Origin of the sequence: Gordonia sp. NPDC057258, from assembly GCF_042668985.1 — a bacterium.
GTDB classification, from domain to species: Bacteria; Actinomycetota; Actinomycetes; order Mycobacteriales; family Mycobacteriaceae; genus Gordonia; species Gordonia hongkongensis.
Genome location: NZ_JBHUXZ010000042.1, coordinates 18,756 through 41,500, shown reverse-complemented (window position 1 = coordinate 41,500; position 22,745 = coordinate 18,756). Strand labels below are relative to the sequence as shown.

Below are 22,745 nucleotides of genomic sequence, written 5' to 3'. Positions count from 1 at the left end.
TCGACCATGCCCGAGGCCTCCAGCGCCTCGGCCACCTCCGCGGTCGAACGCGGCTCAGCCAACTCAGGCAGCTGCTGACCGTCGTCGTGCTGCTTATCGTCTAACGCCATGCTCATAGATTGTCCTCTCACTGATGAGCACTGGACTTACACAGACCATCTGACACCCCCTGCTCGCGTTCACCGATCACCCTGCTCGCCGGTGGGAACCCAAGCGACTGCGCCACCGCGTGTTCTCGATCGCGGCCAAGATCAGCCGCCACGCCCGGCGAACCCGCATGAAGCTGGCCACCCACGCTCCGCACGTCGATCTGCTACTCGACGGGCTAGCAAGGCTTGCAGCACTTCCAGCGCCGGCCTGACCACCAGGCCGACCAACCTTCGATCCAGAAAGGACATTCACACCTCGGGGCCGTGAAACCCGACGCACACCGACGCCTCGGACAACACCACACGGCCCACGCCCGAAATCCGGTCCTCAGACCACCCAACCGGGCCACTCAACAAGGGACCGCCACCTCACGAAACATCGAGGTTAGATGCCGGATTGCCTGGCCCGTACATAAACTTCTGGAACGACTTAGATGCGGGATTGTCTTCCCCGTACATGAAGTTCCGGAACGCCTCGGAGCGCAGCGTCGTGTCAAACGCCTCGTTGGTGCGAACCCATTCCCTCAGGCGCTCCATAGTCTCTTCGGGCAGAACGATCCTCGAACCAGAATCGGAGACAGAAATGCGTGCATTCTTGACCTCGTCGATCACATCGTTGTCCACATCGGCGTCGAGATAGGTGTTGAGGTCTTCGAGGAAGGTGTCCGAGTTCACGTGGTGGTATCGCTGGCCGGTTTCGTCAGCGAACTCACGCAGAAGGTCAGGTAGAGGCCCGAAGTCCTTGTCGTCAACGATCTGACGCCAGTCTGCCTTCATGTCGTCGCTCACAAACAGCACGTCCTGCTCGACAGCTCGGGCCAGGTCCATCATCTCCATCCAGATGAGTGGGTCACCGATCCCGCCGTCCCGCTTGGACTCATCGACTCCGGTCCCGGGGGGCATGGCAGCGGCGAGCCGAGCACGTGCCTGGTCCTCCCATGCCCGGAGGTCGGTCGATGTCCGCCGACGACCGATCTGACCGGCATCGGTGAACAGCTTCTCGATACGATCCCGGATTGGGTCATCTGTCTGAATTTGTTTGGGGTGGAGGATATTCGACTCACGCTCTGCCCGTATCGCTCCGTCGATGGTAGTCGCGGCTTCCTTGAATGCCGTGTCCGCCGCGTCGAGTAGTCGTTTCTGTACTCCGGTGTCCTTGACTTCCCTGATAGCCGCGCGAAGTTCCTGCAGGAGCTGACTATTGACGCCTTTGCCCTTGACTCCCGAGATGATGTTCGTCGCTCTGGTGTATTGCTTGGCGTGATCGGCTGCGACGGACAGTCGTTGACGGTGGTATTCGAAGCCGGCGCGGTAGGGAAGGAAGAGGCGCGGACGGATATCGTCCCGTTCGAGCTGGACGAGGATCTTCTCGCGGGACTCCTTCGATATCCGGTACAGGCCCAGCAGGACGTTGGCATCCAACGCGATTCTGGCCTTAGTGACGAAATCGCGGCGCTCATCGTCGCCATCGGAGTACCACTCACCGAACACATCACGCATCGCGTCCTCCTGCCTTCGCTGCGCCATTCCCGCTTTGCGGCGGGGCCGCTGGTCAAATCTAAAGCTCGGGTCCGTGGTCGCGGGAGCGTTCTGTGCTACGCGACGATGGCCGCGGGGAGGTCCCCGGTGCCGGTGTGCGCGGTGCCGCCTGTGCAGCACGGGTGTCGGCGAGCAGTTCTCCAATCGAACGTGGCCTGTCCGAAGTCCAGACACCGTCGTCGGGGTTCCACTGGCCGTTCTCTGTCGCGCCCGTCAGGATCGGTTCGATGAGGCTGTTGGCGGCCGTGAGCGCGGCGTCGGCCTGGTGCAGGTGCGCCGGCAAGCCGCTGTGCGCGGCGCGCTCTGGGTAGTCGCGCTCCCAGGTCGGGTTGGGCAGCACCAACGGCGCAGGGATCGTCAGGTCGCGGCGCTGTTCTTGGTGGCAGATCGCAGCATGCAGCTGCTCGGCGTCGAACGACTGGGTGCGGGCGAGGATGACGAGGTCGACCAGATCGTGGGCGCGGGTCGAGGGGCTGTCGCCGTGGGGGCCGTGCAGCTCGTAGAGGGCAGCGACTTTGTCGGCGACTGCCTCGGCGGCGGCCTGCATCCGGATCACGGGCATGGGGTCGAGTTCGTCGAGCGCGAGCACCGGGCGCGGGCTGATCGTCTCGGGCGGTAGCAGCATCTCCCGGTGGGTCGCGAGGTCGAGCGTGGCGTCGGAGAACCGTTGTCCGGCAAGGTTGTAACGGATACGCCCGGCGAACAAGCCCGGGCTACGAGTCGCGGTGATCGTGATGTCGAACTCGCCGAAGTCGCCGGGTCCGGGGTGGGCGGCCTGGCGCAGCGAGTGCTGCATGTGTTCGGCGTCGAGGCGGGTCGCCAGGTCGGCGTCGGCGGTGGGGCGGGCCTGGGTCGGCGCCCGGAATTGCAGGGCGGTGCCGCCGGTGAGGATCCACTGGTCGGCGTCGGGGGAGCGGAACAGCCGGGCCAGGAACAACTGGAGGGTCACGGTCTGAGCGAGCTCGTCACGGCTGAATCTGCTCGTCCGAGCCTCGGCGGACAGGCGGGCTTTCAGCCCGGCACGGAAGGCCTCTTCGGACGCATACGCCATCAGCCGACCAGCACCGGTTCGGCCGGCATCTGGGCCTGATCGAGCAACGAGGCGAACAGCTCAGCACCCGAGGCGTACTTCCAGCGCGGCGCGGCCCGATCACATGCCGCGATCAGCTCGTCGGCGTCGACCAGCGATTCGGTCAGGCAGGTGTGCAGCGCGGTCCCGATGTGCCCGCCGTCGCCGTGGGTGAGCAGCAGGTCGACCACGGTGCGCGCGGGTGTGGTCACCGGCAGTCCGTCGACGAGGTCCCAGTCGCGGCCGCGGTCACCGATCGGCCGGCGCCAGGTGCGCACCGACGGGTCGCGGACGTTGATGCGATGCGGGCTGCTCAGCTCGAGCCCGGATGCGGTGATCGTGCCCAGCCGAAGGACCTGGGCGGCGGCGGCGTGGCTCACCACGCTGTCAGGGTGGGTGCGGCGGTCCTCGATGTCAGCGGCGGGGTGCAGCGCCAACCACTGTGCCGCCCAGTCACCGAGCGTGGTCCAGGCCGAGGACTCGGGGACCTCGTAGACACCGTGGTGTACCCGGACGATGGCCTCACGGGAAGCGAGGCGAGCCAGGACATACGGCGCGACGCCGAGGTTGCGGGCCTGGGCGGTGGTGAACAGCCCGAACTGGCGATCCGCCAGGTCGCGGATCGCACCCCACCGGCCAGCGTCAATCATGCAGCAATAATAGCAACGGGCGTGATCGGTGAGGCTTTCCGAGCTGTCCGAGCGCGGCCCGTCCGTGTGGACTGGGCCGGATGCCCCGGCACAGTGGTCACGGTGTGCCGGGGCGGTCGACGTCATCATCCGCTGGTGGGGTGCAGGACTTCGCGTAGGCGGGTGCCGATCCACAGCGGGACGGGTGGGGTGACGGCGTTGCCGTAGCCGTCGATCTGGTCGCGGCCTTTGCCCCAGACGGTGAAGGTGCCTTTGTGGTCGCCGAAGTCGGGGTCGAATCCGCAGCCGCGGCCGACCTCGTGCGGGGTCATCATGCGGAAGAAGCAGTCTTCCAGCGGGATGTCGGCGAGGGCGTCGCGCCAGTGAGTGGCCAGCAGGGCGGTGGTGTCGCGGCTGGTCAGGGTGCCCAGCGGATCGGTGAGCGGGTGCGCGGCGGTCTCGGTGCCGGTGCTGCCGTTCTGTTTGAACCAGCCCGCGAGCAGCGCGGGGTCGCCGGTCGCGGTGAGCAGGCCCGGGGTCTGTTCGGCGGTGACCGTCGGCATGGCCTGGGCGTGGCTGGTCGGGGTGGTGTGCTTGCGGAAGGGCACCACACCCGAGGACACGACGCTCAGCGTTTCCGAACCGCCCTGGGTGGGCAGCGCCTCATCGAGGCCGCGTGGTGCGCCCTGGAAGTTGTTGATGGCCATCGCGACCGGGGGAGTGAGCAGGCCGGTGGCGTTGGTGGCGGGCTGGGTCCACAGCGGCTGCCCCAGGGTTCGGGTCCGGCACTGCGATCCGGGGCGCTCGAAGGTGTTTCCGGCCGCGACCATGATCGCGCCGGTACTGAGCAGCGCGGTCTCTTGCTGCGAGGTCTGGGTGGCCATCGGTTGCAGCGGATGACGTTCCACGCCGCGCTGGGCCTTGGCCGGCATCAGCACGGCGGGGAACTCGGCGAACTTCTGACGGCACCGCTCCGCGCGGGCCATGGTCGCCGGGGCCAGCGGCTTGGCCCGCTCGCCGATCCGGGTGCCCAGGTGGCTGAGGTCCAAGGCGGTCAGCGACGGTGTGGCGGTGGGGGAGACCTCACCGAAGCAGCGCGGGCAGCGGTAGTTGTACTGCTTGCCGTAGCGCACCGATCCGCTGGCGGGCACGCCGGTCTTCCACGCCCACATCGCCTCGACGGCCTCATCGCAGGGGCCGCACCACGCCTGGGGGCGATGGTCGAGGTCGGGGGCGGGCAGTGCGCGGTCCCAGAACACGATGTAGAGCCGGTCCCGGCTCTGGGGGACGCCGAAGAACATCGAGTTGAGGTAGAGCACCTTGTGCTCGTAGCCGAGCTTGGTGATCTCGCGCAGCCACCACCGATACGTCGACCCGTCGCCGACCTTGCGTCGCCCGGGCACCGCTGGACCCCAGGACTGCAACTCGGTGGTGCATTCGACCAGGATCAGCAGCGGGTGGTGCTGATCGGCGTAGTGCAGCACGCAGTTGGCCGTGGCGCGGTCCCGCTCGGACCGGGTGGCGCGTTCCTCGAACTCGGGGTCGTCGAGGTCGAACAACGTCAGACCCTGTTCGTAGGCGCGCTGGGTGTTGGCCTGGGAGTGGTTGGTGCAGGTCACCCCCGCGACCAGCAGGTCGGCCGCCGGGAGTTCACGCACCGAGTGGTAGGTGTCGGAGTCGGTGTTGATCAGATCAGCGATCCAGTGCTCGACGTGCGGGTGGTTGGCCTCGTGCACCTCGACCTTGTAGCGGTTGTGGTTGGCCCCGACGATGGTGTCGAATCCGGCGGCCTCGATGCCCTGGGTGAATCCGCCGAATCCCGAGAACAAGTCCAGCGCGGTCGGGTTGTCGTGGCGGAATCGTCTGCGGCGCAGCGCCGGACGGTGTTCCGCTGTCTTCGAGATGATGTGCCCCATGATCGTCGCTTCCTCGCTCATTCCATCCTTAGTGGTTGCCTATAGACTACCATTAGCGGTAGCCTATAAGCAACCATCAAGGCACGGAGCAAGAAGGAGCAGCACATGGCAACGACCACCGAAAACAACTGCGCGGCAACACCGATGAGTAGTCATGCGCGAGCGATCGCCGCAAGCATCGAGCAGTGGCGCCAAGCCTGCGACCTCGCAGGCAGTGTCGACGCTGAACATGACGCGGCCGCCGCCCTCGTCGGGCTGGTCGAGCAAGCGATGCCCGAGCTGGCGCGCACCGAGGTTGTCGAGCGGTCGTATCTGGTCCGCCGGGTGCAGCGCTACGTCGGCCCGCTGCCCGAGCAGTGGGCAGCGATGGACGATTCCGACCGCGACCAGTACGTCTGCGACCACTGGCTGGCCATCGAGGAGTTCGACGAGCACATCGACGACGACCAGCTGACCCTGACGATCGTGAAACCCGCGCAGTGAGCAGCTGTCCCGCGCCGACCGGGCGCACCGCCGTCGCACTGCCGTATGCGGCGACCTCGCCGGTAGGCTCAGCCACGCCGAGTGCGTCCGCCGACCTGGCGGGCGACAGGGGAGGAGGAGCCGTCATGGCCGTCGACATCGACGAACCCGCGTTGCTACGCGCTCTCGGAGAAGCGATCACGACCCGCCGCGAGGAACTGGGCCTCAGTCAGCGGGCCCTGGGTCTCGAGGCCGGCGTCGAGCGCAACATGCTGCGCGGAGTGGAAGACGGATCGCGCCGCGCGACGATCATCACCTTGGCACGTATCGCCAAAGCTCTGAAAATGCCGGTCTCGCAGCTACTACACCAGATCGGGCACTGACCTTCCCTGCATGGGGTGACACGCGGCCTCGGAGCCAGGACGGAGGGGAGAGGGGCTGCACAGTAGGGGGTCTCACCGCCCTCCCCTCCGATCCTGTGAGAAACGGCCTTCGGCTGAGTGTGGCAACTCAGAAGAACGCGTCGCCACATTAGCAAACCGGATCTTTGCTGTAGTCGACAACTGGGCAAGCATGTTCGCGGCGCGCGAGCCAGCTGCGGTCAGACGCAGTCACAAGTAGCCAAAGCTGTTGGCGTGCAACGAACAACATCACCATCGGCGCGCTCTAAGAGCCACCAATGTGATCCGGTTCGCTGTTGCGAATGTACATCAGCCGGGGCGTTCGGCCCCGTGATTCCCGTTCACTTTCGTCACTGGTGACGGAAGATATTGCTACACAACGCAATTCGCCGACAATTTACCTTATGACGTCGTAGCTGGTGATCCGCTGTGCTGCCGCTCCGCCATCAGAGGTAGCGCGGGGGATCGACTCTTGGGTCGTCGTCGACGGTATCGATGCTCGAGTCGGTAAGGATGTCGGCGATTGCGGCGGCACTGGCACCGATGGTGGCGAAGTGCGGGTCGACGACGCACCATGCACGATCGGCCGGCCATGTCACCTAGGGCAGGCTCGAATCCTGGCGGCAACGCCAATCGCTGCGGCCGTGTGGTGTATCGATCCTCGATTGTCGCCGAGCTTCGCCAGCTGGCGCGCCATGCCTAGATGAGCGGTGACGTGCCGTCGGCGGTTGGTCGTGCAGAGGCCATGTGCTTCGGCGAAGAAAGTGTGCGCTGAGTGGGGTGTTGGCGCCCGCCGGACGTCTCGCATGGCCTTTCGGTACCGGCGCTGCTCATCATCGACGTGCTCAAAACCTGTGACCACCGAAACACTCCCTTGTCGGCGAGGTTCACTATGACCCCTGTCCACATCAACTCTAAATACTATCTCCATTAGTAGGCAGCGTTCTATGGGTTGCGATGCCGAGTTCCTGGGGCATGCAGGCGGATGTTCTGGTCATACTTGGGTGCTGTGCCGTGTGGCGAGGGAAGAAGGATTGATGGAGAAACGGTCCCAGCGAGTTGAACACCGTCGGCGCCTGGGTAGGCGCTGATGAGCATGGCGGTGGTGCTGGTGGCTGCAGCGGCTCTGCTGGGTTGGTGGTGGCCGCGGTGGATGGTGCGTATCCAGCCACGCATCGACGCTCGGTGGGTGTTGGTGGCGTGGCCGGCCGCCCAGGCGATGTTCACGGCGTTATGGGTCGCTGCGGTGTCGGTGCTGGTGGTGCCGAACCACTTCGGCGTGCATAAGTTGTCAGCGGTGGCCTCCTGCCTGCGTGTGTTGTCTCACGGCGCGCCGGCCCAGGTGGAGACCGTGGCTGGGGTAGCGGTGCTGGCCAGCACGGTGGCGGCGGTCGTTTGGGTGGTGGCCCTGGTGGCACGTGCTGCGGTCGCAATGCGCCGGGCACGCGATCACTATCTGCAATCGTTACGTCTGGTTGGCCAACGTTGTGATCGGTTTCCTGATGTGTGGTGGCTCAGAGATCAGCGGCCGATGGCATTCTGTTTGCCGGGCCGCAACGCGGGGATCGCTGCGACGACGGGCTTGCAGGACGTCCTGACCGGCGCTGAACTGAATGCTGTGATGGCTCACGAACGCGCACACCGACGCCAGCGGCATCACGCGATCGTGTTGCTCGCTGGGGTTCTGGGCCGAGCGTTGCCGTTCATTCCGCTGTTCGCTCGCGGTGCTGATGAGGTGGCGACACTCGTCGAGCAGGCCGCTGATGCACGGGCGGCCGAACAGGTCGGCACCCGGACTGTGTGCTCGGCGTTGGGAACGCTGGCCCGATCGGCCGGGTCGTCGGATTCTCCGGCGGGGGCGTTGTCGATCAGTGACTTTGCGAGTGTGGCGCCGCGTTTGCACCGGCTATATGACGGTCGGCGATGTGTGTCACGTGGTCACCACGCAAAGGCCGCTGCCACGGTTGCAGGGGTTGTTGTCCTACCTACCGTCATCACCGCCACCGGCGCCGTGTCGGCGCTGGTGGCGGTAGCTTGCCTGCTGTGATGGTGATAGCGAGCGTGTCATCTGCTCGAGGCCGTCGGGCGGGTGCGGCTGGGCCACTTACAGGCCGGCTAGCAGTCGCTGCATCTCGGCGATCTCTGATTCCTGGTCGGAGATGATCTTTCGCGCCAGTGCGATGGCTTCGGGGTTCTTCCCGTCCTGGATCTCGGTCTTGGCCATGGCGACGGCGCCGCGGTGGTGCTCGATCATCTGCGTGAGGTAGAGGCGAGCCGCCGCGGTCCCCTGGGCCTCGCGCAGCTGTTGGAGCTGCTGTTCGGTCATCATCCCGGGCATGTCGTGACCGCCCATTGATGGCGACATCGATTCCCCGGCACTCATCTGACCCATGTCGTGGCCCTGCGAGCTCGAGCTCATTGAAGCCCCCCACGTGGTCACCCAGGACTTCATCTGGTCGATCTCGGGCTGCTGGGCGGCTTTAATCTTCTGGGCCAGTCGGACGACCTCGGGACTGATGTCGCTCTTATCGAGCAGGATGTTGCTCATCGTGATCGCTTGTGCGTGATGGGAAATCATCTCCTGGGCGAAGGTCATGTCGGCCGCGTTGTGTTCACCCATGTCGGCCGCAGACGATGGTGCCGCTATCGAGGTGGTGGTGACCATTTCCGTCATCGAGGAGTGGTCTTGCCCCTCGGTGTCGGAACAGCCTGCCAACACCAGCAGGCCCGCCGCTGATGCCCCGATCATGATCCGCGCGCGCTTTGTCGACATCAGTCCTCCTTGTTTCAGACGCCACACAAAGGTGGCGCTTCGATAACAATTCTACTAGCCACGATAGTAGTTCGGTGCGGTTCGGGCCCTCGCCTCTTCCCTACTGACCTGCGAGAAGCATGTCTCGCGACGAAAATCACGGCTGAAGTCGTGGAAACCTGTGTGACTGGTGGGACTAGTGGTGTGAGTGGTGTGATGCTGGGCGTCGCTCTCTCGGCGTGGACTTTCGGCATCGATCCGCCCGAGTGGTGGTCGACGTCGACGTCAGAAGGGTTCGACGGTATGCACATGGTGGCTTCGTTCGCGGGAGCTGTGAACAGGCGGTGGATGCTCATGGTGGTCGCGGTGGCGACGGCAGTGGGTGTGGCGTGGGCGCCGGTGCTGCCCGCGGCGGCCGCACCCGATGACCATGTCGCCCGGGAGTTGGTGGTTCTCGTGCAGGACACGGTCAAGGCGGCGCTGGGCGGTGCGGCGGCAGCAAGCTTGGGTGAGCCGATCAAGCATGCGTCGGCGTGTTTACGCGGTCATGCGCAGTCCGGGAGCAGCGACGGCGGCAGTGTGGCCGCGTTGGAGTGTTTCGGCGCGTTTTCCTCGACGGTCGATCCGCTCAGTGGCTTTCGCATCATCGATGCGTTGCCGCTGGCTCGTCTGGTGGCAACGTTGGTGGCAGCGTTGGTGCCGCACGATCCCAGCGTCCCGCATGGGCCGCAACCACAACCGGGGGCTCCGGGTGCTGCGGTGCCGGGGAGCGGTGGCGCGGTGGCGCCTACTGCCGGCTCGATCACCTCGACGTTCGGGGATGGGCGCGGCCATCAGGGCATCGACATCGGCAACGATCTGGGTGCTCCGATTGTCGCGGTGGCTGATGGGGAGATCATCACCGCAGGCCCAGCGCAAGGCTTCGGCTTGTGGATGCGGATCCGCCACGATGACGGAACGATCACCACCTACGGCCACAACGATGAGAATCTGCTCGAGCAGGGCACTCGGGTCCGGATGGGCCAGATCGTGGCCACGGTGGGCAACCGCGGTGTGTCGACCGGCCCGCACCTGCATTTCGAGGTTCTCGATCCCGCCGGTGTGAATGTCGATCCCGCACAGTGGCTGGCCGAGCGTGGGGTGGTGCTGGCCGTTGATGCCGAGGCCGAACGCCCGGCCCCGGGCGGGCCGGTGGTGCCGCAGTGGGTGCGACAGCCACGGACGTGAGCGGATGCGTCCGCACCGAGGGTCGGGCGTGATCGGTTGTGCGGGTGGGGATCAGGAACGGACGAGTCGGGCGATGGCGGCGGAGGCTTCGGCGATCTTGTCCTCGGCGGTGGCGCCGCCGGCCTGGGCGGCGTCGAGGACGCAGTGTTTGAGGTGGTCGTCGAGCAGGCCGAGCGCGACACCTTCGAGCGCCTTGGTCAGCGCCGATATCTGGGTGAGGATGTCGATGCAGTATTGCTCTTCATCGACCATGCGGTGGATTCCGCGGGCTTGGCCCTCGATGCGTTTGAGTCGCGCGAGGTAGCGGCTTTTGTCACTGATGTAGCCGTGCGCGGTGTGTGCGCACTCGTTCTCCGGTGCGGACGATGTCGTCATCGGACAATCATCTCCTTTTCAAGGGTCTGTTTCCTTACCCGGTGCTGGCTGTGGTGCGGGTGTCGTGCAGCGCGTGGGTGGTGCTGGTCTGCGGGCGTAGGTCCAGGCGGCGCAGGAGTTGGGCGTTGAGAGCCACGACCACCGTGGACGCCGACATCAGGATGGCACCGACCGACATGGGCAGCACGAATCCGATCGGGGCGAGGATCCCGGCAGCCAGAGGCACCGAGATCAGGTTGTATCCCGCTGCCCACCAAAGGTTTTGCTTCATCTTGCGGTAGCTGGCCTTGGACAGTTCGATCACCGAGAGCACCGAACGCGGGTCATCGCTGGCGAGGATGACTCCGGCCGAGGCGATCGCGACGTCGGTGCCCGCGCCGATGGCGATGCCGACGTCGGCTTGAGCGAGTGCGGGGGCATCGTTGACGCCGTCGCCGACCATGGCGACTTTGCGGCCCTCGCGCTGCAACTCGGCGACCTTGTCGGCTTTGTCCTCAGGGCGCACCCCGGCGAAGACCCGGTCGATACCGAGGTCTGCGGCGACGCTGTGCGCGACCGCTTCGGCATCACCGGTGATCATCACTACCGCCACCCCCACATGGTGCAGGGCGTCGACGGCTTGGCGGGACTCCGCACGTACTTCGTCGGCGAGTTTGATCGCGCCGACGACCTCGTCGTCACGCACGACGTGCAAGATGATGGCCCCGTCGGCGCGCCACTGCTCGGCGATGGCGAGTTCGTGCCGGCGGTGCTCCTCGAGCATGCGCGGCCCGCCGACCCGCACGACCGTCCCTTCGACATGGGCGCTGACCCCGACCGCGGGTGAGGAGGTGAACTCGGTGGCCGAGGGGATCTGCTGGGCCCGGTCTCGGGCGGCGGCGACAATCGCCCGGGCCAGGGGGTGTTCGCTGTCCGCTTCGGCGGCGGCAGCGGCGGCCAGCACGTCGACGGCGTCGCTACCAGGGGCGGGCTCGACGGCGATCACAGTCGGTTCCCCCTTGGTGAGGGTTCCGGTCTTGTCGAACAGCACTGCGTCCACGGTGCGCATAGCTTCCAGGGCGAGGCGGTCTTTGATCAACACCCCCCCGCGGGCAGCGCGTTCGGTGGCGATGGCGACCACCAGCGGTATAGCCAGGCCGAGCGCGTGCGGGCAGGCGATGACCAGCACGGTGATCGTGCGGATGACCGCGTCATCGGGTTGACCGATCACCGTCCACACGATCGCGGTGATAACCGCAGCGGTCAGTGCGAACCAAAACAGCAGCGCGGCCGCGGAATCGGCGAGGCGTTGCGCACGTGACGACGAATTCTGGGCGTCGGTGACCAGCCGCTGGATACCGGCCAGCGCGGTGTTCTCACCGGTCGCGGTGACTTGCACGCGCAAACCGGAATCGGTGGCCACCGTTCCAGCGACGACCGGATCACCCCCGCCACGGCGGACGGTGCGCGATTCACCGGTCACCATTGATTCGTCGACCTCGGCGGTTCCGTCGATGACCAGGCCGTCGGCGGGAACGCTGGCACCAGGGCGCACGATCACCACATCCCCGACCTGCAACTGCGCCGGGGCCACAATGCTGATCTGTTCACCGTCGACGCGTTCGGCCTCATCAGGCAGCAGTGCCGCCAACGAGTCCAGCGCCGAGGTCGTCTGGGCCAGCGACCGCATCTCGATCCAATGCCCCAGCAGCATGATGACAATCAGCAGGGCCAGTTCCCACCAGAAGTCCAGTTCATGGTGCACAACCTCGAGACTGGCTCCCCACGAGGCGACGAAGGCCACCGTGATCGCCAGAGCGATCAGCAACATCATGCCCGGTGTGCGCGAGCGCACCTCGCTCACGGCCCCCGACAGGAACGGACGCCCGCCCCAGGCGAACATCACCGTGCCCAGTACCGGGGAAATCCATTGCACCACGACGGTATCGGGCAGCTGATAGCCGATGAGCATGGCAAACATCGGTGAGAACGCGACGACCGGCACCGCGAGGACGAGCATGATCCAGAACAACTGCCGGAACTGGCCCACATGGTCACCATGCCCGCCGTGCCCGTGACCGCCGTGACCACTGTGACTGTCGTGGCCGGCGTGGTCGCCGGAACCGTTATGGCGTTGTCCGGCAGAGGAATCGGGGTGGTGGTGTCCGGTGTGATCGAGCACCGCCTCGTGGTGCTCAACCTGGCCGTGGTGGTGCTGATCGGCGGCCGTGTGACCGGCGTGTTCAGCAGAGGTGTGCTCGTTCATGACGCCACCTTATACCCCTGGGGGGTATGTGTCGAGGGTGTGTGGAAGGGGCGGTTCTCGTCACCGGGTGTGGTGCGTGCGGTGAAGGCACGAAGCCGCAGGCTGTTGCTGACGACGAACACGCTGGAGAAAGCCATCGCGGCGCCGGCGAGCATGGGGTTGAGCAACCCGAGTGCGGCGAGGGGGATGGCGGCGACGTTGTAGGCGAAGGCCCAGAACAGGTTGGTCTTAATCGTCGCCAGCGTCTTGCGGGCCAGGGCGATCGCGTCCGCGGCGGCGTTGAGGTCGCCGCGGACCAGGGTGATGTCGGCGGCTTGCATGGCCACGTCGGTGCCGGTGCCCATGGCCAGGCCGAGGTCGGCCGAGGCCAGCGCTGCGGCGTCGTTGACCCCGTCGCCGACCATGGCCACGACTTTGCCGTCGTTCTGCAGTGCGGTGACGGCCTGGACTTTGTCGGCGGGTAGGACTTCGGCGATCACGGTGGAGATGCCGACCTCGCGTGCGACGTGTTCGGCGGCCTTCTGGTTGTCACCGGTGAGTAGGACCGGAGTCAACCCCATGGCCTTCAGTCGGGCGACGGCTGCGGCGCTGGTGGGTTTGATGGCGTCGGCGACGACCAGCACCGCACGGATCTGGCCGTCCCAGGCCACCATCACTGCGGTTTGTCCTGCAGCTTCGGCGGACTCGCGGGCAGCTGTCAGATCGGGATCGTCCAGCGACAGGCCCCAGTCGGTGAGCAGGCTGTCGCGTCCGACGAGGACTGCGTGGCCCTCGACGGTGCCCTGCACTCCCATACCTTCGATGTTGGTGAATTCCTCGACCTCGGCCAGGGCGCCGAGCTCGGCGCGTGCCGCGCCGGCGATGGCAGTGGCGATGGGATGCTCGGAGGCGTCTTCGAGCGCACCGGCGAGGGCGAGTACTTCGCGGTCGGAGGTGCTGGCATCGGTGTGCACGTGCAGCAACGTCATCTGACCGGTCGTGACGGTGCCGGTCTTGTCCAGGACCACGGTGTCGATCGTGCGGGTGGTCTCCAAGACTTCCGGCCCCTTGATGAGGATGCCGAGCTGGGCTCCCCGTCCGGTACCGACCAGCAGGGCGGTCGGAGTGGCCAATCCCAGCGCGCAGGGGCAGGCGATGATCAGCACGGCCACCGCAGCAGTGAACGCTGCCTCGATTGGATAACCCGCCCCGATCCAGGCGCCCAGGACCGCGACAGCGATGGCGATGACCACGGGCACGAAGATGCTCGAGATGCGGTCGGCCAGCCGCTGGGCGTGGGCCTTGCCGGACTGGGCGTGTTCAACCAGGGTGGCCATCTGGGCTAGCTGGGTATCGGCACCGATGCGGGTGGCGCGTATGCGCAGCCGCCCGCCGGCGTTGACCGTTGCCCCGGTGACGGTATCGCCCGGACCGACTTCGACCGGCAGCGATTCGCCGGTGAGCATGCTGGCGTCGATCGCCGAGGTGCCCGACACGATCTCACCGTCGGTGGCGATCTTCTCTCCCGGCCGCACGATGAACTCCTCGCCGACCGACAACTTGTTGATCGGGATCCGTTGTTCGTGGCCGTCTTTGATGACAGCGACGTCTTTGGCGCCGAGTTCCAGCAGCGCCCGCAGCGCTGCACCGGCCTGCCGTTTGGAGCGTTTCTCGAAGTAGCGGCCCGCGAGTACGAACATGGTGACCCCGGCGGCCACCTCGAGGTAGATGTTGCCCGCTCCGTCGGAGGGCGCCACGGTGAAACTGAAGCCATGGGTCATCCCGGGTGTGCCGGCGGTACCGAAGAACAGGGCGTACAACGACCACAGCAACGCCGCACCGGTACCCACCGAGATCAGGGTGTCCATGGTGGCGGTGCCGTGACGCAGGTTCACCCAGGCCGCGCGGTGAAACGGCCACGCCGCCCACACGATGACCGGGGCGGCCAGGGTCAACGAGGCCCACTGCCAATAGGTGAACTGCAGCGCCGGGATCATCGCCATCGCGATGACCGGTACCGACAACACCACCGCGCCGATCAGACGAGTGCGTAATGCCTGCAGCTCGAGGTCCCCGGCGGCCTCACCGGTCGCCGCCGCGCTCGCATCGTCACCGGTCTGCGCCGACGGCGGAAGCGTGGCCTGATAACCGGCGTTCTCGATCTCGGTAATCAGCAGCTGCGGATCCAGATCACCCGAGGTGGTGATACGCGCCTTCTCGGTGGCGTAATTGACTGTGGCAACGACACCGTCGAGCTTGTTGAGTTTGCGCTCGATACGCATCGCGCACGACGCGCACGTCATTCCGCTGACGGCGAGTTCGATGTCAGACCCGGTCGAGCGGGACGGGGAAGTGGTGGTCATGAGGACTCCAAGACGTGGGTTGAGCCGGCGGGTGGATGACGGGCGGTCAGTGCCCGGCGTGCTCAGGCGGGACCGACGCCGGAGACGACGAGGATGTCGCGCTTGCTCGACCACGCTCTGCAGCGGTGTCGACGACGAACGTCGCGGTGTGCACCTGACCGTCGACCTGGAAGTCGAGATAGAGCAGGTAGCGGCCCGGTGTCGGTGCGTTCGTCGCAAACCTCACCTGCGGCCCGGACAACTGCCCTGGCGTGGGTGCCGAGCCTTCGGGATGCACGTGCAGGTAGGCCAGGTCGCCATCGCGCAACGCCACCAGATGCCCGAAGGCACCCAGATACGGCTGCAAGGTGGTGACCGGCTGACCGTTGCGACTCACGGTCACAGTCAGCTCTGAGTCGGCGCCAGCGCGCAGCTCACCGGTCACCTCGACCTGGAACCCGGCCACCTCCGACCGCCGCGACTCACCGGCTGGAGGGCGGGGTTGATAGTCTCCACCCACCTCGAGAGTGCGTGTCAGCGTTAAGGTTTCACCGGTCGCTGCCGGAACGAAATCGGCATACACCCGGTAGGTGCCGGCCGTCTGCCACTGCCACGGAATCGACCACCGCCCAGCAGCATCCACCGTGGGGTGCACGTGGCGGAATGCGGTGCCGTCAGACCGGACCACGATCAAGTGCAGTTGTTTGTCGTGTTCCACCATGTAGTCGGTGACCGCCGAACCGGCGGAGTCGGTGATCGAAAACGTCAACACGCCCGCCTGGCCGGCCTGCGCGGGCGCTGCGAGTCCAGACAGCAGATAACCCCCCGACCCGACGGTGACCCCGCGCACACCCGGCGCCGCGGCGGCAGACGAAGCCGGTGCGCTCTGGTGTCCGGCGTGCGCCGGTGAGTCCGACCCAGCAGCGCCTGACCGGTCCGGGGCCACCGCGGCTGCCACAGTGTAGGCGGCCACGAAGACCACCGCCAGCGCACCAGCGAAAAGGCCCAGCCTAGAAGGCACGTTCATTGTCATGATCCTGTCTGTCAGGAGATCGCCCAGCGACGCTGCGCTGCCGAGGAGAGCCGGGCCACCACCGGGGCGGCCCGGCCCGCGACCTCACTCAGCGAGTTGATAACCGGCTTCTTGCACTGCGCTGCGGATAGCGTCACGCTCCAGCGGAGCGGAGCTGTCGATGGTGACCTGGCCGCTAGCCACGTCCACGGCGACATTGGTGACACCGTCGAGGGTGCTGATCTGTTCGCGTACCGACGAGGCGCAATGTCCGCAGGTCATCCCGGTGACAGTGACGGTAGACGTACTCATAGTGATGCTGCCCTTCCCTTCTGGCGATACCCCGGGCGGCCATACCCCGACCCACCCACGGCAGTGACGACTGAGCCACTCCCACCTTGGTACCATACCCCCCTAGGGTAATCAACGTTCGACGCTGATCCGACACCGATCTCGAAGGCGGACCAGCGTCACGGCGCACCCGGGGGAGCGGAAAGACCGGGGATGAGGAGTGGGCGCCCGAACCGATCCTGCGAAAGATTGGATAGGGCCCGCGCGGACGCGGCCCCGCGGCGAACCGAGGCGGTGGCAAGCAAGCCGAGAATCAGCCACGACTACCCGTTCTACAGTCCGTGCGCCGTAATTACTATGCGCAGTAGTAGCATGTAGGTGGTGGGTGATATGAAGCCGTCGACGGAGGCGACCGCACCGTCAACTCCGCGCGGCGTAGCCGTACCCCGGTTGATGGCTGCACTGCTGGTCGGTGGGCTAATTGTGGCGCTGGTGATCTACGCCTGGATCTCCGGCGCCAGTCGCTACGTCGAAAGCGCAGATCCATATCCTGGGGCGGGCACAGCTGTCGCCGATGTGGTCGGCAACTTCGCTGGCTTTGCGTTGGCTGCGGTGATGCTTGGGGGACTGGTCTCGATGGTGCTCACGGCCGTCCCTGACTCGCAAGGCTTCATCGACGCTGCGGTCTATCCAGTGTTTCGCCGCGTCCGTCGCGCCGCGGGGTGCTCTGTGGTCGTTGCGCTCTTCATGGCTTTCACCGCGGCCGCAGACACCACCGGTGTGTCTGTGGGCACGATGGTCTCGAGCGGCAAAGTCGGTTACGCGTTCAGTGTGAGTTTGCCGGCGCTGGCGTGGCTGGTGGTGGTGGCTGCGGGTGTCGTGGTGCTGATCGGTTCGGTGTCGCTGCGGTGGTCGATGCAGGCGGCGCTGGTGGTTCCCGCGGCGATTTGTGTGCTCGCGCTGCCCGTGGTCGGCAATGCCGCGCAGGGTCCTGACCACGATTACACGACCGGCGCGGTCATTGTCTTCGCAGTGAGCTTGGCGTTGTCGGTGGGGCTGCGGTGGGCTGATCGGTTCCGGGTTCGTGGTCTGGGGTCGGCGACCATCGACGAGGCGGCCGACCGGCGTGTTGGTGGCGTTGTCCTGGGCGCCGATGTGATGGCACTGGCGGGCGCGGTGGCTGTGACGCTGCTGCTGCGGACTCCCGATGTGTGGTCGTCGGCGTTCGGTCGCGCTGCGGGGCTGTTGGTGGCTGTACTGACGGTGCTGGTGGTGGCCGACCTTGTGCGCCTGCGCCGGGGCGTGGTGACGCCGGCAACCGCTTCTGTCCTTGCCGCGTCGACCGCACTGGTGGCCGTGGCCTGCTGGGCGGTGATGGACACCAGGGTCGCACCCGGGTTGATTGCCCACCCATTCACGGGCTGGGATGTCTATCTGGGTTATTCCCTTCCTGGCCCGCCCGATGTCGGTTCACTGGTCTCGCTGTGGCGTGTTGATCTCGTGGTGGGTGTGGCGGCGGTGGTGGGTGTCGTGGGCTATCTCGTCGCCGTCCGGCGGGAGCGGGCAAGTGGACACCGGTGGCCGATCCGGCGAACGGTGTCGTGGGTCGCGGGGTGCGCTGTGGTGGTGGTGTCCACCAGCTCTGGGCTCAAGGCCTACGGCAACGCGTTGTTCAGCGTGCACATGGCCGAACACACGGGTTTGACCATGATCGCACCCATCCTGCTGGTGGGTGGTGCACCGATCACCTTGCTGTTGAGGGTGCTGCCGACGACCGGAACCACCGGTGGCGCGGCGTGCCGGCGGGCGCTGCTGATCGTGCTCAGCTCGCGGGGCCTGCAGCTGCTGCTCAATCCGATTGCCGCGTTCGCGTTGTTCGTGGGCTCGTCGTATCTGGTGTACTTCACACCGGTGTTCGACGTGCTCGTCCGCTACCACTGGGGGCACGTCGTGATGAGCGTGCTGTTCCTGGCCACCGGCTACCTGTTCTTCTGGGTGACTGTGGGGATCGATCCTGGACCCAAACAGTTACCGTTTTTGGCGCGGCTTGGTCTGCTGTTCGCCGTCATGCCTTTTCACGCCTTCTTTGGTATCGCGCTGATGACCTCCACCACGGTGATCGGCGAGTCTTTCTACAGCCAGTTGCAGCTGCCGTGGAATCCCGATCTGGCTCGCACGCAATGGGTGGGCGGTGTGGTGGCTGCGGTCATCAGCGAGATTCCGATGGTGCTGGTTTGCCTGGTGCTGTTGGCGCAGTGGGTGCGAGCCGAACGCCGACCCGATCGGTCCGAATCCGCCGACATCGATGCCGGCACCTCCCACACCGTCGCTGCGATGGTCTCGCAGTTGGCCCAACCCCAGCCGCTGTCGCCCTCAGCGGTCTATACGCGCGAAGTTCTGCAAACGCAGGCTGTTGGAGACGACGAAAAACGATGACAAAGCCATTGCGGCCCCGGCGATCAGAGGATTGAGCAATCCAGCGGCAGCCAGCGGCAGCGCGGCGAGGTTGTAGCCGAACGCCCATGCCAGATTGGTGCGCATCGTGCGTCGCGTGGCCGAGGCGAGTTGCAGCGCCAGAGCGACGGTGGTGAGGTCATCGCGCACTAACACGATGTCGGCGGCGCCGATAGCAACATCGGTACCGCGTCCGATCGCAATGCCCAGATCAGCCGACGCGAGTGCGGGCCCGTCGTTGATGCCGTCGCCGACCATCGCCACACCGGCGCCACTACTGCGCAGATTGTCGATGATGGCCACCTTCTCGGCCGGGAGCACCCCGGCGATCACGTCGTCGATGCCGATCTGCTCCCCGGTGCGCTGCGCTGCGCCGGCGTTGTCACCGGTGACCAGGAACGTGCGAATTTCCATGCGGTGCAACTCATCGACCGCCTGGCGGGCAGAGGGTTTGATGCCATCGCGAATGTCGATCAGGCCCCGGACTGCATCATCGGCTGCGACATAGACCGCGGTGCCCCCAGAGCGCTCGATGTCAGCGCGCCGCGCGTCGATCACGGCGGGCACCGCGGCGCTACGGGCGATCCATGCCGGGGAACCCACCTGCACCGTCACTCCGTCGATCACCCCTCGCACGCCGCTACCCACGTCGGTGACCACCGCGTCGACCGGTGCGGCAAGCGACTGCGGACCGGCTGCGGCAGCGATAGCGGTGGCGATGGGGTGGCTGGTGTGCTGCTCGAGTGTCGCCGCCCAGCCCAGGATCAGCTCGGCACTGTCGTCGTCGACGGTGTACACGCCGGTGACGTGTGGCTGCCCGTTGGTGAGGGTGCCGGTCTTGTCGAAGACCACCACGTCGATCGTCCCGGACAGTTCCAACGCGGCGTGTCCTTTGAGGAAGATGCCCAGTTGGGCGCCTCGCCCGGTAGCGATCACCAGCGCCATGGGCATGGCCAGGCCCAGCGCGCACGGACAGGCGATGACCAGCACGGCCACCGCGGCACTCACGGCGTGCTCCCATGACGCCCCGGTGAGCGACCAGCCCACGACAGTGGCTGCGGCTAGGGCGATGACACACGGAACGAAGATCGCGGCGATACGGTCGGCGACGCGTTGAGCGCGAGCCTTGGCTGTCTGCGCGCTGTCGACGAGCGCGATCATCTCGGCCAGGCGGGTGTCCTCACCGACTGCGGTGACTTCGACGCGTAGTCGCCCGTCGAGGCACGTCGTGCCCCCGACGGCGGTGGAGCCTTGCTCGGCTGACACCTGAACCGGCGTCGTCTCACCGGTCATGGCGCTGAGGTCCACAGTGGCGGCGCCCTCGATCACCTGCCCATCTGATGGAATGGTCTCTCCCGGCAGCACGATGAGTCGTTGCCCCACTTTGAGTTCCGCGAGGGGTATGAGCATGGTCGTGTCCCCTGCGCACTCAACTCGGGCGTCGGTGGCACGCAGGGCGGCCAGCGCCGTCAGTGCTTGAACAGCTTGTGTCCGGGCACGCGCCTCGTAGTAGCGTCCTGCCAGCACGAAGACGGTGACACCGGCGGCAACTTCGAGGTAGATGGAGTCACTGGAGAAGATTGCCGACCACACCCCCTGGCCTGCGGTCGACGTCGTCTCGGCCGAGAACATTGAGTACACCGACAGCGCGGTCGCGGCCAGCACTCCCAGCGAGACGAGGGTGTCCATCGTGGCCACGCCGGTCCGCAACGTGCGCACCGCGGTGCGGTAGAAGGGCCACGCGCAGTAGGTCACGACCGGCGCGGCAAGCGCCACCAACACTGCTTGCCAGCCGGGGAAGCGAAGGTCGGGGACGACCGCAAGCACCACGGAGAGGTTGGCCAGGGGCACGAACAGGGCTAGCGCGACGATCAGCCGAGTGAACAGTGCCTTCGCAGTCGCTAAGTCTTCGTTGACGGCAGGGGCCTGCTCGGACAGTTCCGCAGCCGCATACCCTGCTGTGTGCACGGCGTCGATAGCATCGGCGACGTGTGCGTGGGTCTCGAGTTCCACGGTGGCTCGCCGAGTGGCGTAGTTGACCGAGGCGCGCACGCCGTCGAGTTTGTTGAGTTTGCGTTCCACCCGAGCTGCGCACGCACCGCAGGTCATTCCGCCCACATCGAGTTGGATGCGGCGTGTCGGGTGCGTGTGGTCAACGAGGTCGGTCACGGGTGGGCGCTTTCAGTAGGCGGTGAGGGCACGGCACCGCAGGAGATGCGAGAGCCCCCATGGGGCAGTGAGACAGCAGGGCTGAGGCAACCAGGCTTCGGCTACTAAGCAGGGTAGTTTGTTCTAGACTGGCAGCAAATACGAGGCGATCAGGCAGGCGACGGTGACTCAGTTGGGTTCGTTGGAACGCGCGGTGATGGACGTGCTGTGGGGCGCTTCGGCGGCGATGAGTGTGCACGACATCGTCGATGCGCCGGCCGACCGCGACTTGGCGTACACGACGGTGTTGACCGTGGTCATCAATCTGCACAAGAAGGGCTTCGCGGGTCGCGAGAAGATCAGCCGCGCCTATCGGTACTTCCCGTTGCAGTCGCGGGAGGAGGCGACGTCTCAGACACTGCGGCAGGTGCTCGATGCCAGCGGCGATTCGACGGCGGTGCTGATGCACTTCGCCCGGATGGTTACTCCCGAGGAGCGCGCGGTCCTCAGCGAGCACCTGTCCCGGACGCGGACGGATCGTCCGAGGAAGCGCTGAGAGTGTGAGCGTCGCATTGGCCCACCTGGTGGGCGCGGCCGTGCTGGGCGTGTTGGGTCCCTACGTTCTCGACCGACTGCCCCAGCGATGGTCACCGCGGGTACTGATCACCGCATGGGTCAGCAGTATCGCCACGGCGGTGGGATTGTTGTTTCTATCGGCGCTGTCGGCGTTGTGGCCGGACCCGCCGCCGGCCGAGCGCTTCGTTGACACCTTGGCTCGGTGCGCGGGAGCTGTCCTGCACGCGGTGCGCGACGATTTCAGCCAGGTGTACGGCATTGCCGTCGCCGTGGTCCTGATCGCCGTGGTCGCGCGCACCGCGATGTCGTGCGCTCGGCACACCCGCGACGTGCATCGCGTGCACCGTCTTCATCGCGACGTCGTCGCTGTGGTGGGCAGTACCGAACCCGACACCCCCGACGTGCTCTGGATCGATCACCCCCACCCCATGGCGTACTGCGTCGGCGGGCGCAGTGGCTTCGTAGTGGCAACAAGTGCGCTGCGCACAGACGTGCCCGCCGAGGCGCGGGCCGCAGTACTAGCGCACGAGTTCGCCCATCTGAGGTCCCGGCACGACCGCGTTCTGGCGGTCTGCGATGTGATGGCACGAGCTCTGCCCTTTGTGCCGCTGTTTCGCCGGGCGCCGGCGGCAGTCGCGACCTTGATCGAAGCAGATGCCGACATGTCGGCTGCTCGGGTCACCAGCACAGCTGCCGTGCGCAGCGCACTCGCGCACGTGACCAGTCAGGGCGTAGGCCCCGAGACCCCCATGCCCCGCTCGACGCGCTACCGATTGCTGATGCTCGAGAACGGCGCGATCGAGCCAACGAAGTCGACCTACGCTGCGGCGAGCGTGCTACCCCTCTTGGGTGCTGCGTTGTGTACGGCTGCGGCACTTCCGGTGTTGTCAGTTCTCGTACATGGACTCACCGCGTAAGTCCCCGTCACGCCATATTCGCTCGACAGGGGCTGCTACTGCTCGACACCCACGAGCGTCGCGTCTGTTTGCGCCACCGAGAGCAGCGGCCGCTGACCGGCGCTCGTCGCAGCGTGTCGATCGCAGCCCGCGCGTGCCTTCGCGACATACGCCCAAGCCGGTCGCGCGTTATCGCGGCACCCTGCGTGATCGGTACCTAGTGCACGATGGTGGCCTCAGTCAGGCCCGGTGATCTTGGAGGCCCTGGTGGCTGCGGGTCTCG

At 66.2% G+C, this 22,745-nt stretch carries 19 protein-coding genes and 2 pseudogenes; 8 read left to right on the top strand and 13 right to left on the bottom strand.

Going from position 1 to position 22,745, the window contains the following annotated elements; genetic code table 11:
• Nucleotides 1-169 precede the first annotated feature (169 nt).
• Nucleotides 170-361: pseudogene (locus tag ACFUEJ_RS21450) on the top strand (transposase); the annotation flags it as partial.
• Between the two features lie 157 nt (nt 362-518).
• Here ACFUEJ_RS21450 and ACFUEJ_RS21445 read toward each other — a convergent pair.
• The 4 genes from ACFUEJ_RS21445 to ACFUEJ_RS21430 form a co-directional block, all read right to left on the bottom strand.
• Nucleotides 519-1,649, bottom strand: a complete 1,131-nt coding sequence (locus ACFUEJ_RS21445) for a PIN-like domain-containing protein (protein ID WP_137809386.1) — start codon at nt 1,647-1,649, stop codon at nt 519-521.
• A 58-nt stretch (nt 1,650-1,707) separates the two neighbouring features.
• The gene (locus ACFUEJ_RS21440) at nt 1,708-2,739 is read right to left on the bottom strand and encodes a nucleotidyl transferase AbiEii/AbiGii toxin family protein (RefSeq protein WP_055476913.1); all 1,032 of its coding nucleotides are present in this window, start codon (nt 2,737-2,739) and stop codon (nt 1,708-1,710) included.
• Nucleotides 2,739-3,407: a type IV toxin-antitoxin system AbiEi family antitoxin domain-containing protein gene (locus tag ACFUEJ_RS21435; protein WP_055476912.1), complete on the bottom strand. Its 669-nt coding sequence runs from the start codon at nt 3,405-3,407 to the stop codon at nt 2,739-2,741. Before ACFUEJ_RS21435 ends, ACFUEJ_RS21440 begins: the two co-directional genes overlap by 1 nt.
• A gap of 125 nt (nt 3,408-3,532) precedes the next feature.
• Entirely contained in the window at nt 3,533-5,302 is a 1,770-nt protein-coding gene (locus ACFUEJ_RS21430) for a DNA cytosine methyltransferase (protein WP_388031707.1), read from the bottom strand.
• Between the two features lie 105 nt (nt 5,303-5,407).
• Here ACFUEJ_RS21430 and ACFUEJ_RS21425 point away from each other — a divergent pair, with 105 nt between their 5' ends.
• Complete coding sequence (locus tag ACFUEJ_RS21425) at nt 5,408-5,785, top strand: hypothetical protein (protein WP_277244805.1); 378 nt, start codon at nt 5,408-5,410, stop codon at nt 5,783-5,785.
• Between the two features lie 125 nt (nt 5,786-5,910).
• A complete protein-coding gene (locus ACFUEJ_RS21420; RefSeq protein ID WP_084813133.1) occupies nt 5,911-6,147 on the top strand; it encodes a helix-turn-helix domain-containing protein in 237 nt (78 codons plus the stop codon).
• A gap of 464 nt (nt 6,148-6,611) precedes the next feature.
• Here the strand turns inward: ACFUEJ_RS21420 and ACFUEJ_RS21415 are convergent, their stop codons facing one another.
• Nucleotides 6,612-6,764 (bottom strand): hypothetical protein, encoded by a 153-nt coding sequence (locus ACFUEJ_RS21415; RefSeq protein ID WP_187346440.1) that lies wholly within the window; start codon nt 6,762-6,764, stop codon nt 6,612-6,614.
• Nucleotides 6,765-7,255: 491 nt separating this feature from the next.
• On the opposite strand from ACFUEJ_RS21415, the gene ACFUEJ_RS21410 reads away from it, so the two are divergent.
• The gene (locus ACFUEJ_RS21410) at nt 7,256-8,212 is read left to right on the top strand and encodes a M56 family metallopeptidase (protein ID WP_075862490.1); all 957 of its coding nucleotides are present in this window, start codon (nt 7,256-7,258) and stop codon (nt 8,210-8,212) included.
• A gap of 57 nt (nt 8,213-8,269) precedes the next feature.
• On the opposite strand, the gene ACFUEJ_RS21405 is transcribed toward ACFUEJ_RS21410, so the two are convergent.
• The gene (locus ACFUEJ_RS21405) at nt 8,270-8,938 is read right to left on the bottom strand and encodes a DUF305 domain-containing protein (RefSeq protein ID WP_075862491.1); all 669 of its coding nucleotides are present in this window, start codon (nt 8,936-8,938) and stop codon (nt 8,270-8,272) included.
• Nucleotides 8,939-9,220: 282 nt separating this feature from the next.
• Here ACFUEJ_RS21405 and ACFUEJ_RS21400 point away from each other — a divergent pair, with 282 nt between their 5' ends.
• Nucleotides 9,221-10,144, top strand: coding sequence for a M23 family metallopeptidase (locus ACFUEJ_RS21400; RefSeq protein ID WP_075862500.1), 924 nt, complete (start codon nt 9,221-9,223; stop codon nt 10,142-10,144).
• 51 nt (nt 10,145-10,195) lie between these two features.
• Here the strand turns inward: ACFUEJ_RS21400 and ACFUEJ_RS21395 are convergent, their stop codons facing one another.
• The 5 genes from ACFUEJ_RS21395 to ACFUEJ_RS21375 form a co-directional block, all read right to left on the bottom strand.
• Nucleotides 10,196-10,519: a metal-sensitive transcriptional regulator gene (locus ACFUEJ_RS21395; RefSeq protein WP_035755503.1), complete on the bottom strand. Its 324-nt coding sequence runs from the start codon at nt 10,517-10,519 to the stop codon at nt 10,196-10,198.
• Nucleotides 10,520-10,553: 34 nt separating this feature from the next.
• On the bottom strand, nt 10,554-12,764 hold the full coding sequence (locus tag ACFUEJ_RS21390) for a heavy metal translocating P-type ATPase (protein WP_258325146.1): 2,211 nt from the start codon (nt 12,762-12,764) through the stop codon (nt 10,554-10,556).
• Nucleotides 12,761-15,106 carry a cation-translocating P-type ATPase gene (locus tag ACFUEJ_RS21385; protein ID WP_258325145.1) on the bottom strand — a complete coding sequence of 782 codons (2,346 nt, stop codon included), beginning with the start codon at nt 15,104-15,106 and terminating at the stop codon, nt 12,761-12,763. The genes ACFUEJ_RS21390 and ACFUEJ_RS21385 overlap by 4 nt, the downstream gene beginning before the upstream one ends.
• A gap of 46 nt (nt 15,107-15,152) precedes the next feature.
• Complete coding sequence (locus ACFUEJ_RS21380) at nt 15,153-16,112, bottom strand: hypothetical protein (RefSeq protein ID WP_075863794.1); 960 nt, start codon at nt 16,110-16,112, stop codon at nt 15,153-15,155.
• Nucleotides 16,113-16,202: 90 nt separating this feature from the next.
• On the bottom strand, nt 16,203-16,409 hold the full coding sequence (locus ACFUEJ_RS21375; RefSeq protein WP_075863793.1) for a heavy-metal-associated domain-containing protein: 207 nt from the start codon (nt 16,407-16,409) through the stop codon (nt 16,203-16,205).
• 432 nt (nt 16,410-16,841) lie between these two features.
• On the opposite strand from ACFUEJ_RS21375, the gene ACFUEJ_RS21370 reads away from it, so the two are divergent.
• Nucleotides 16,842-18,824: a cytochrome c oxidase assembly protein gene (locus ACFUEJ_RS21370; RefSeq protein WP_388031699.1), complete on the top strand. Its 1,983-nt coding sequence runs from the start codon at nt 16,842-16,844 to the stop codon at nt 18,822-18,824.
• On the opposite strand, the gene ACFUEJ_RS21365 is transcribed toward ACFUEJ_RS21370, so the two are convergent.
• Entirely contained in the window at nt 18,762-20,507 is a 1,746-nt protein-coding gene (locus ACFUEJ_RS21365) for a heavy metal translocating P-type ATPase (protein WP_258325156.1), read from the bottom strand. The genes ACFUEJ_RS21370 and ACFUEJ_RS21365 overlap by 63 nt on opposite strands.
• Before the next feature lie 297 nt (nt 20,508-20,804).
• Nucleotides 20,805-20,960: pseudogene (locus ACFUEJ_RS21360) on the bottom strand (heavy metal-associated domain-containing protein); the annotation flags it as partial.
• Nucleotides 20,961-21,174: 214 nt separating this feature from the next.
• Between ACFUEJ_RS21360 and ACFUEJ_RS21355 the strand changes: the two are divergent.
• On the top strand, nt 21,175-21,546 hold the full coding sequence (locus tag ACFUEJ_RS21355) for a BlaI/MecI/CopY family transcriptional regulator (RefSeq protein WP_388031696.1): 372 nt from the start codon (nt 21,175-21,177) through the stop codon (nt 21,544-21,546).
• 4 nt (nt 21,547-21,550) lie between these two features.
• Nucleotides 21,551-22,483: a M56 family metallopeptidase gene (locus ACFUEJ_RS21350; protein WP_075863791.1), complete on the top strand. Its 933-nt coding sequence runs from the start codon at nt 21,551-21,553 to the stop codon at nt 22,481-22,483.
• Nucleotides 22,484-22,745 lie beyond the last annotated feature (262 nt).

What these genes read in the sequence shown, in the direction of transcription:
- ACFUEJ_RS21410 (WP_075862490.1), top strand. Translation starts at nt 7,256, where the DNA reads ATGAGCATGGCGGTGGTGCTGGTGGCTGCAGCGGCTCTGCTGGGTTGG.
- ACFUEJ_RS21440 (WP_055476913.1), bottom strand. Translation starts at nt 2,739, where the DNA reads ATGGCGTATGCGTCCGAAGAGGCCTTCCGTGCCGGGCTGAAAGCCCGC.
- ACFUEJ_RS21445 (WP_137809386.1), bottom strand. Translation starts at nt 1,649, where the DNA reads ATGCGTGATGTGTTCGGTGAGTGGTACTCCGATGGCGACGATGAGCGC.
- ACFUEJ_RS21405 (WP_075862491.1), bottom strand. Translation starts at nt 8,938, where the DNA reads ATGTCGACAAAGCGCGCGCGGATCATGATCGGGGCATCAGCGGCGGGC.
- ACFUEJ_RS21390 (WP_258325146.1), bottom strand. Translation starts at nt 12,764, where the DNA reads ATGAACGAGCACACCTCTGCTGAACACGCCGGTCACACGGCCGCCGAT.
- ACFUEJ_RS21420 (WP_084813133.1), top strand. Translation starts at nt 5,911, where the DNA reads ATGGCCGTCGACATCGACGAACCCGCGTTGCTACGCGCTCTCGGAGAA.
- ACFUEJ_RS21435 (WP_055476912.1), bottom strand. Translation starts at nt 3,407, where the DNA reads ATGATTGACGCTGGCCGGTGGGGTGCGATCCGCGACCTGGCGGATCGC.
- ACFUEJ_RS21395 (WP_035755503.1), bottom strand. Translation starts at nt 10,519, where the DNA reads ATGACGACATCGTCCGCACCGGAGAACGAGTGCGCACACACCGCGCAC.
- ACFUEJ_RS21425 (WP_277244805.1), top strand. Translation starts at nt 5,408, where the DNA reads ATGGCAACGACCACCGAAAACAACTGCGCGGCAACACCGATGAGTAGT.
- ACFUEJ_RS21430 (WP_388031707.1), bottom strand. Translation starts at nt 5,302, where the DNA reads ATGGGGCACATCATCTCGAAGACAGCGGAACACCGTCCGGCGCTGCGC.
- ACFUEJ_RS21385 (WP_258325145.1), bottom strand. Translation starts at nt 15,106, where the DNA reads ATGACCACCACTTCCCCGTCCCGCTCGACCGGGTCTGACATCGAACTC.
- ACFUEJ_RS21370 (WP_388031699.1), top strand. Translation starts at nt 16,842, where the DNA reads ATGGCTGCACTGCTGGTCGGTGGGCTAATTGTGGCGCTGGTGATCTAC.
- ACFUEJ_RS21375 (WP_075863793.1), bottom strand. Translation starts at nt 16,409, where the DNA reads ATGAGTACGTCTACCGTCACTGTCACCGGGATGACCTGCGGACATTGC.
- ACFUEJ_RS21400 (WP_075862500.1), top strand. Translation starts at nt 9,221, where the DNA reads ATGCACATGGTGGCTTCGTTCGCGGGAGCTGTGAACAGGCGGTGGATG.
- ACFUEJ_RS21380 (WP_075863794.1), bottom strand. Translation starts at nt 16,112, where the DNA reads ATGAACGTGCCTTCTAGGCTGGGCCTTTTCGCTGGTGCGCTGGCGGTG.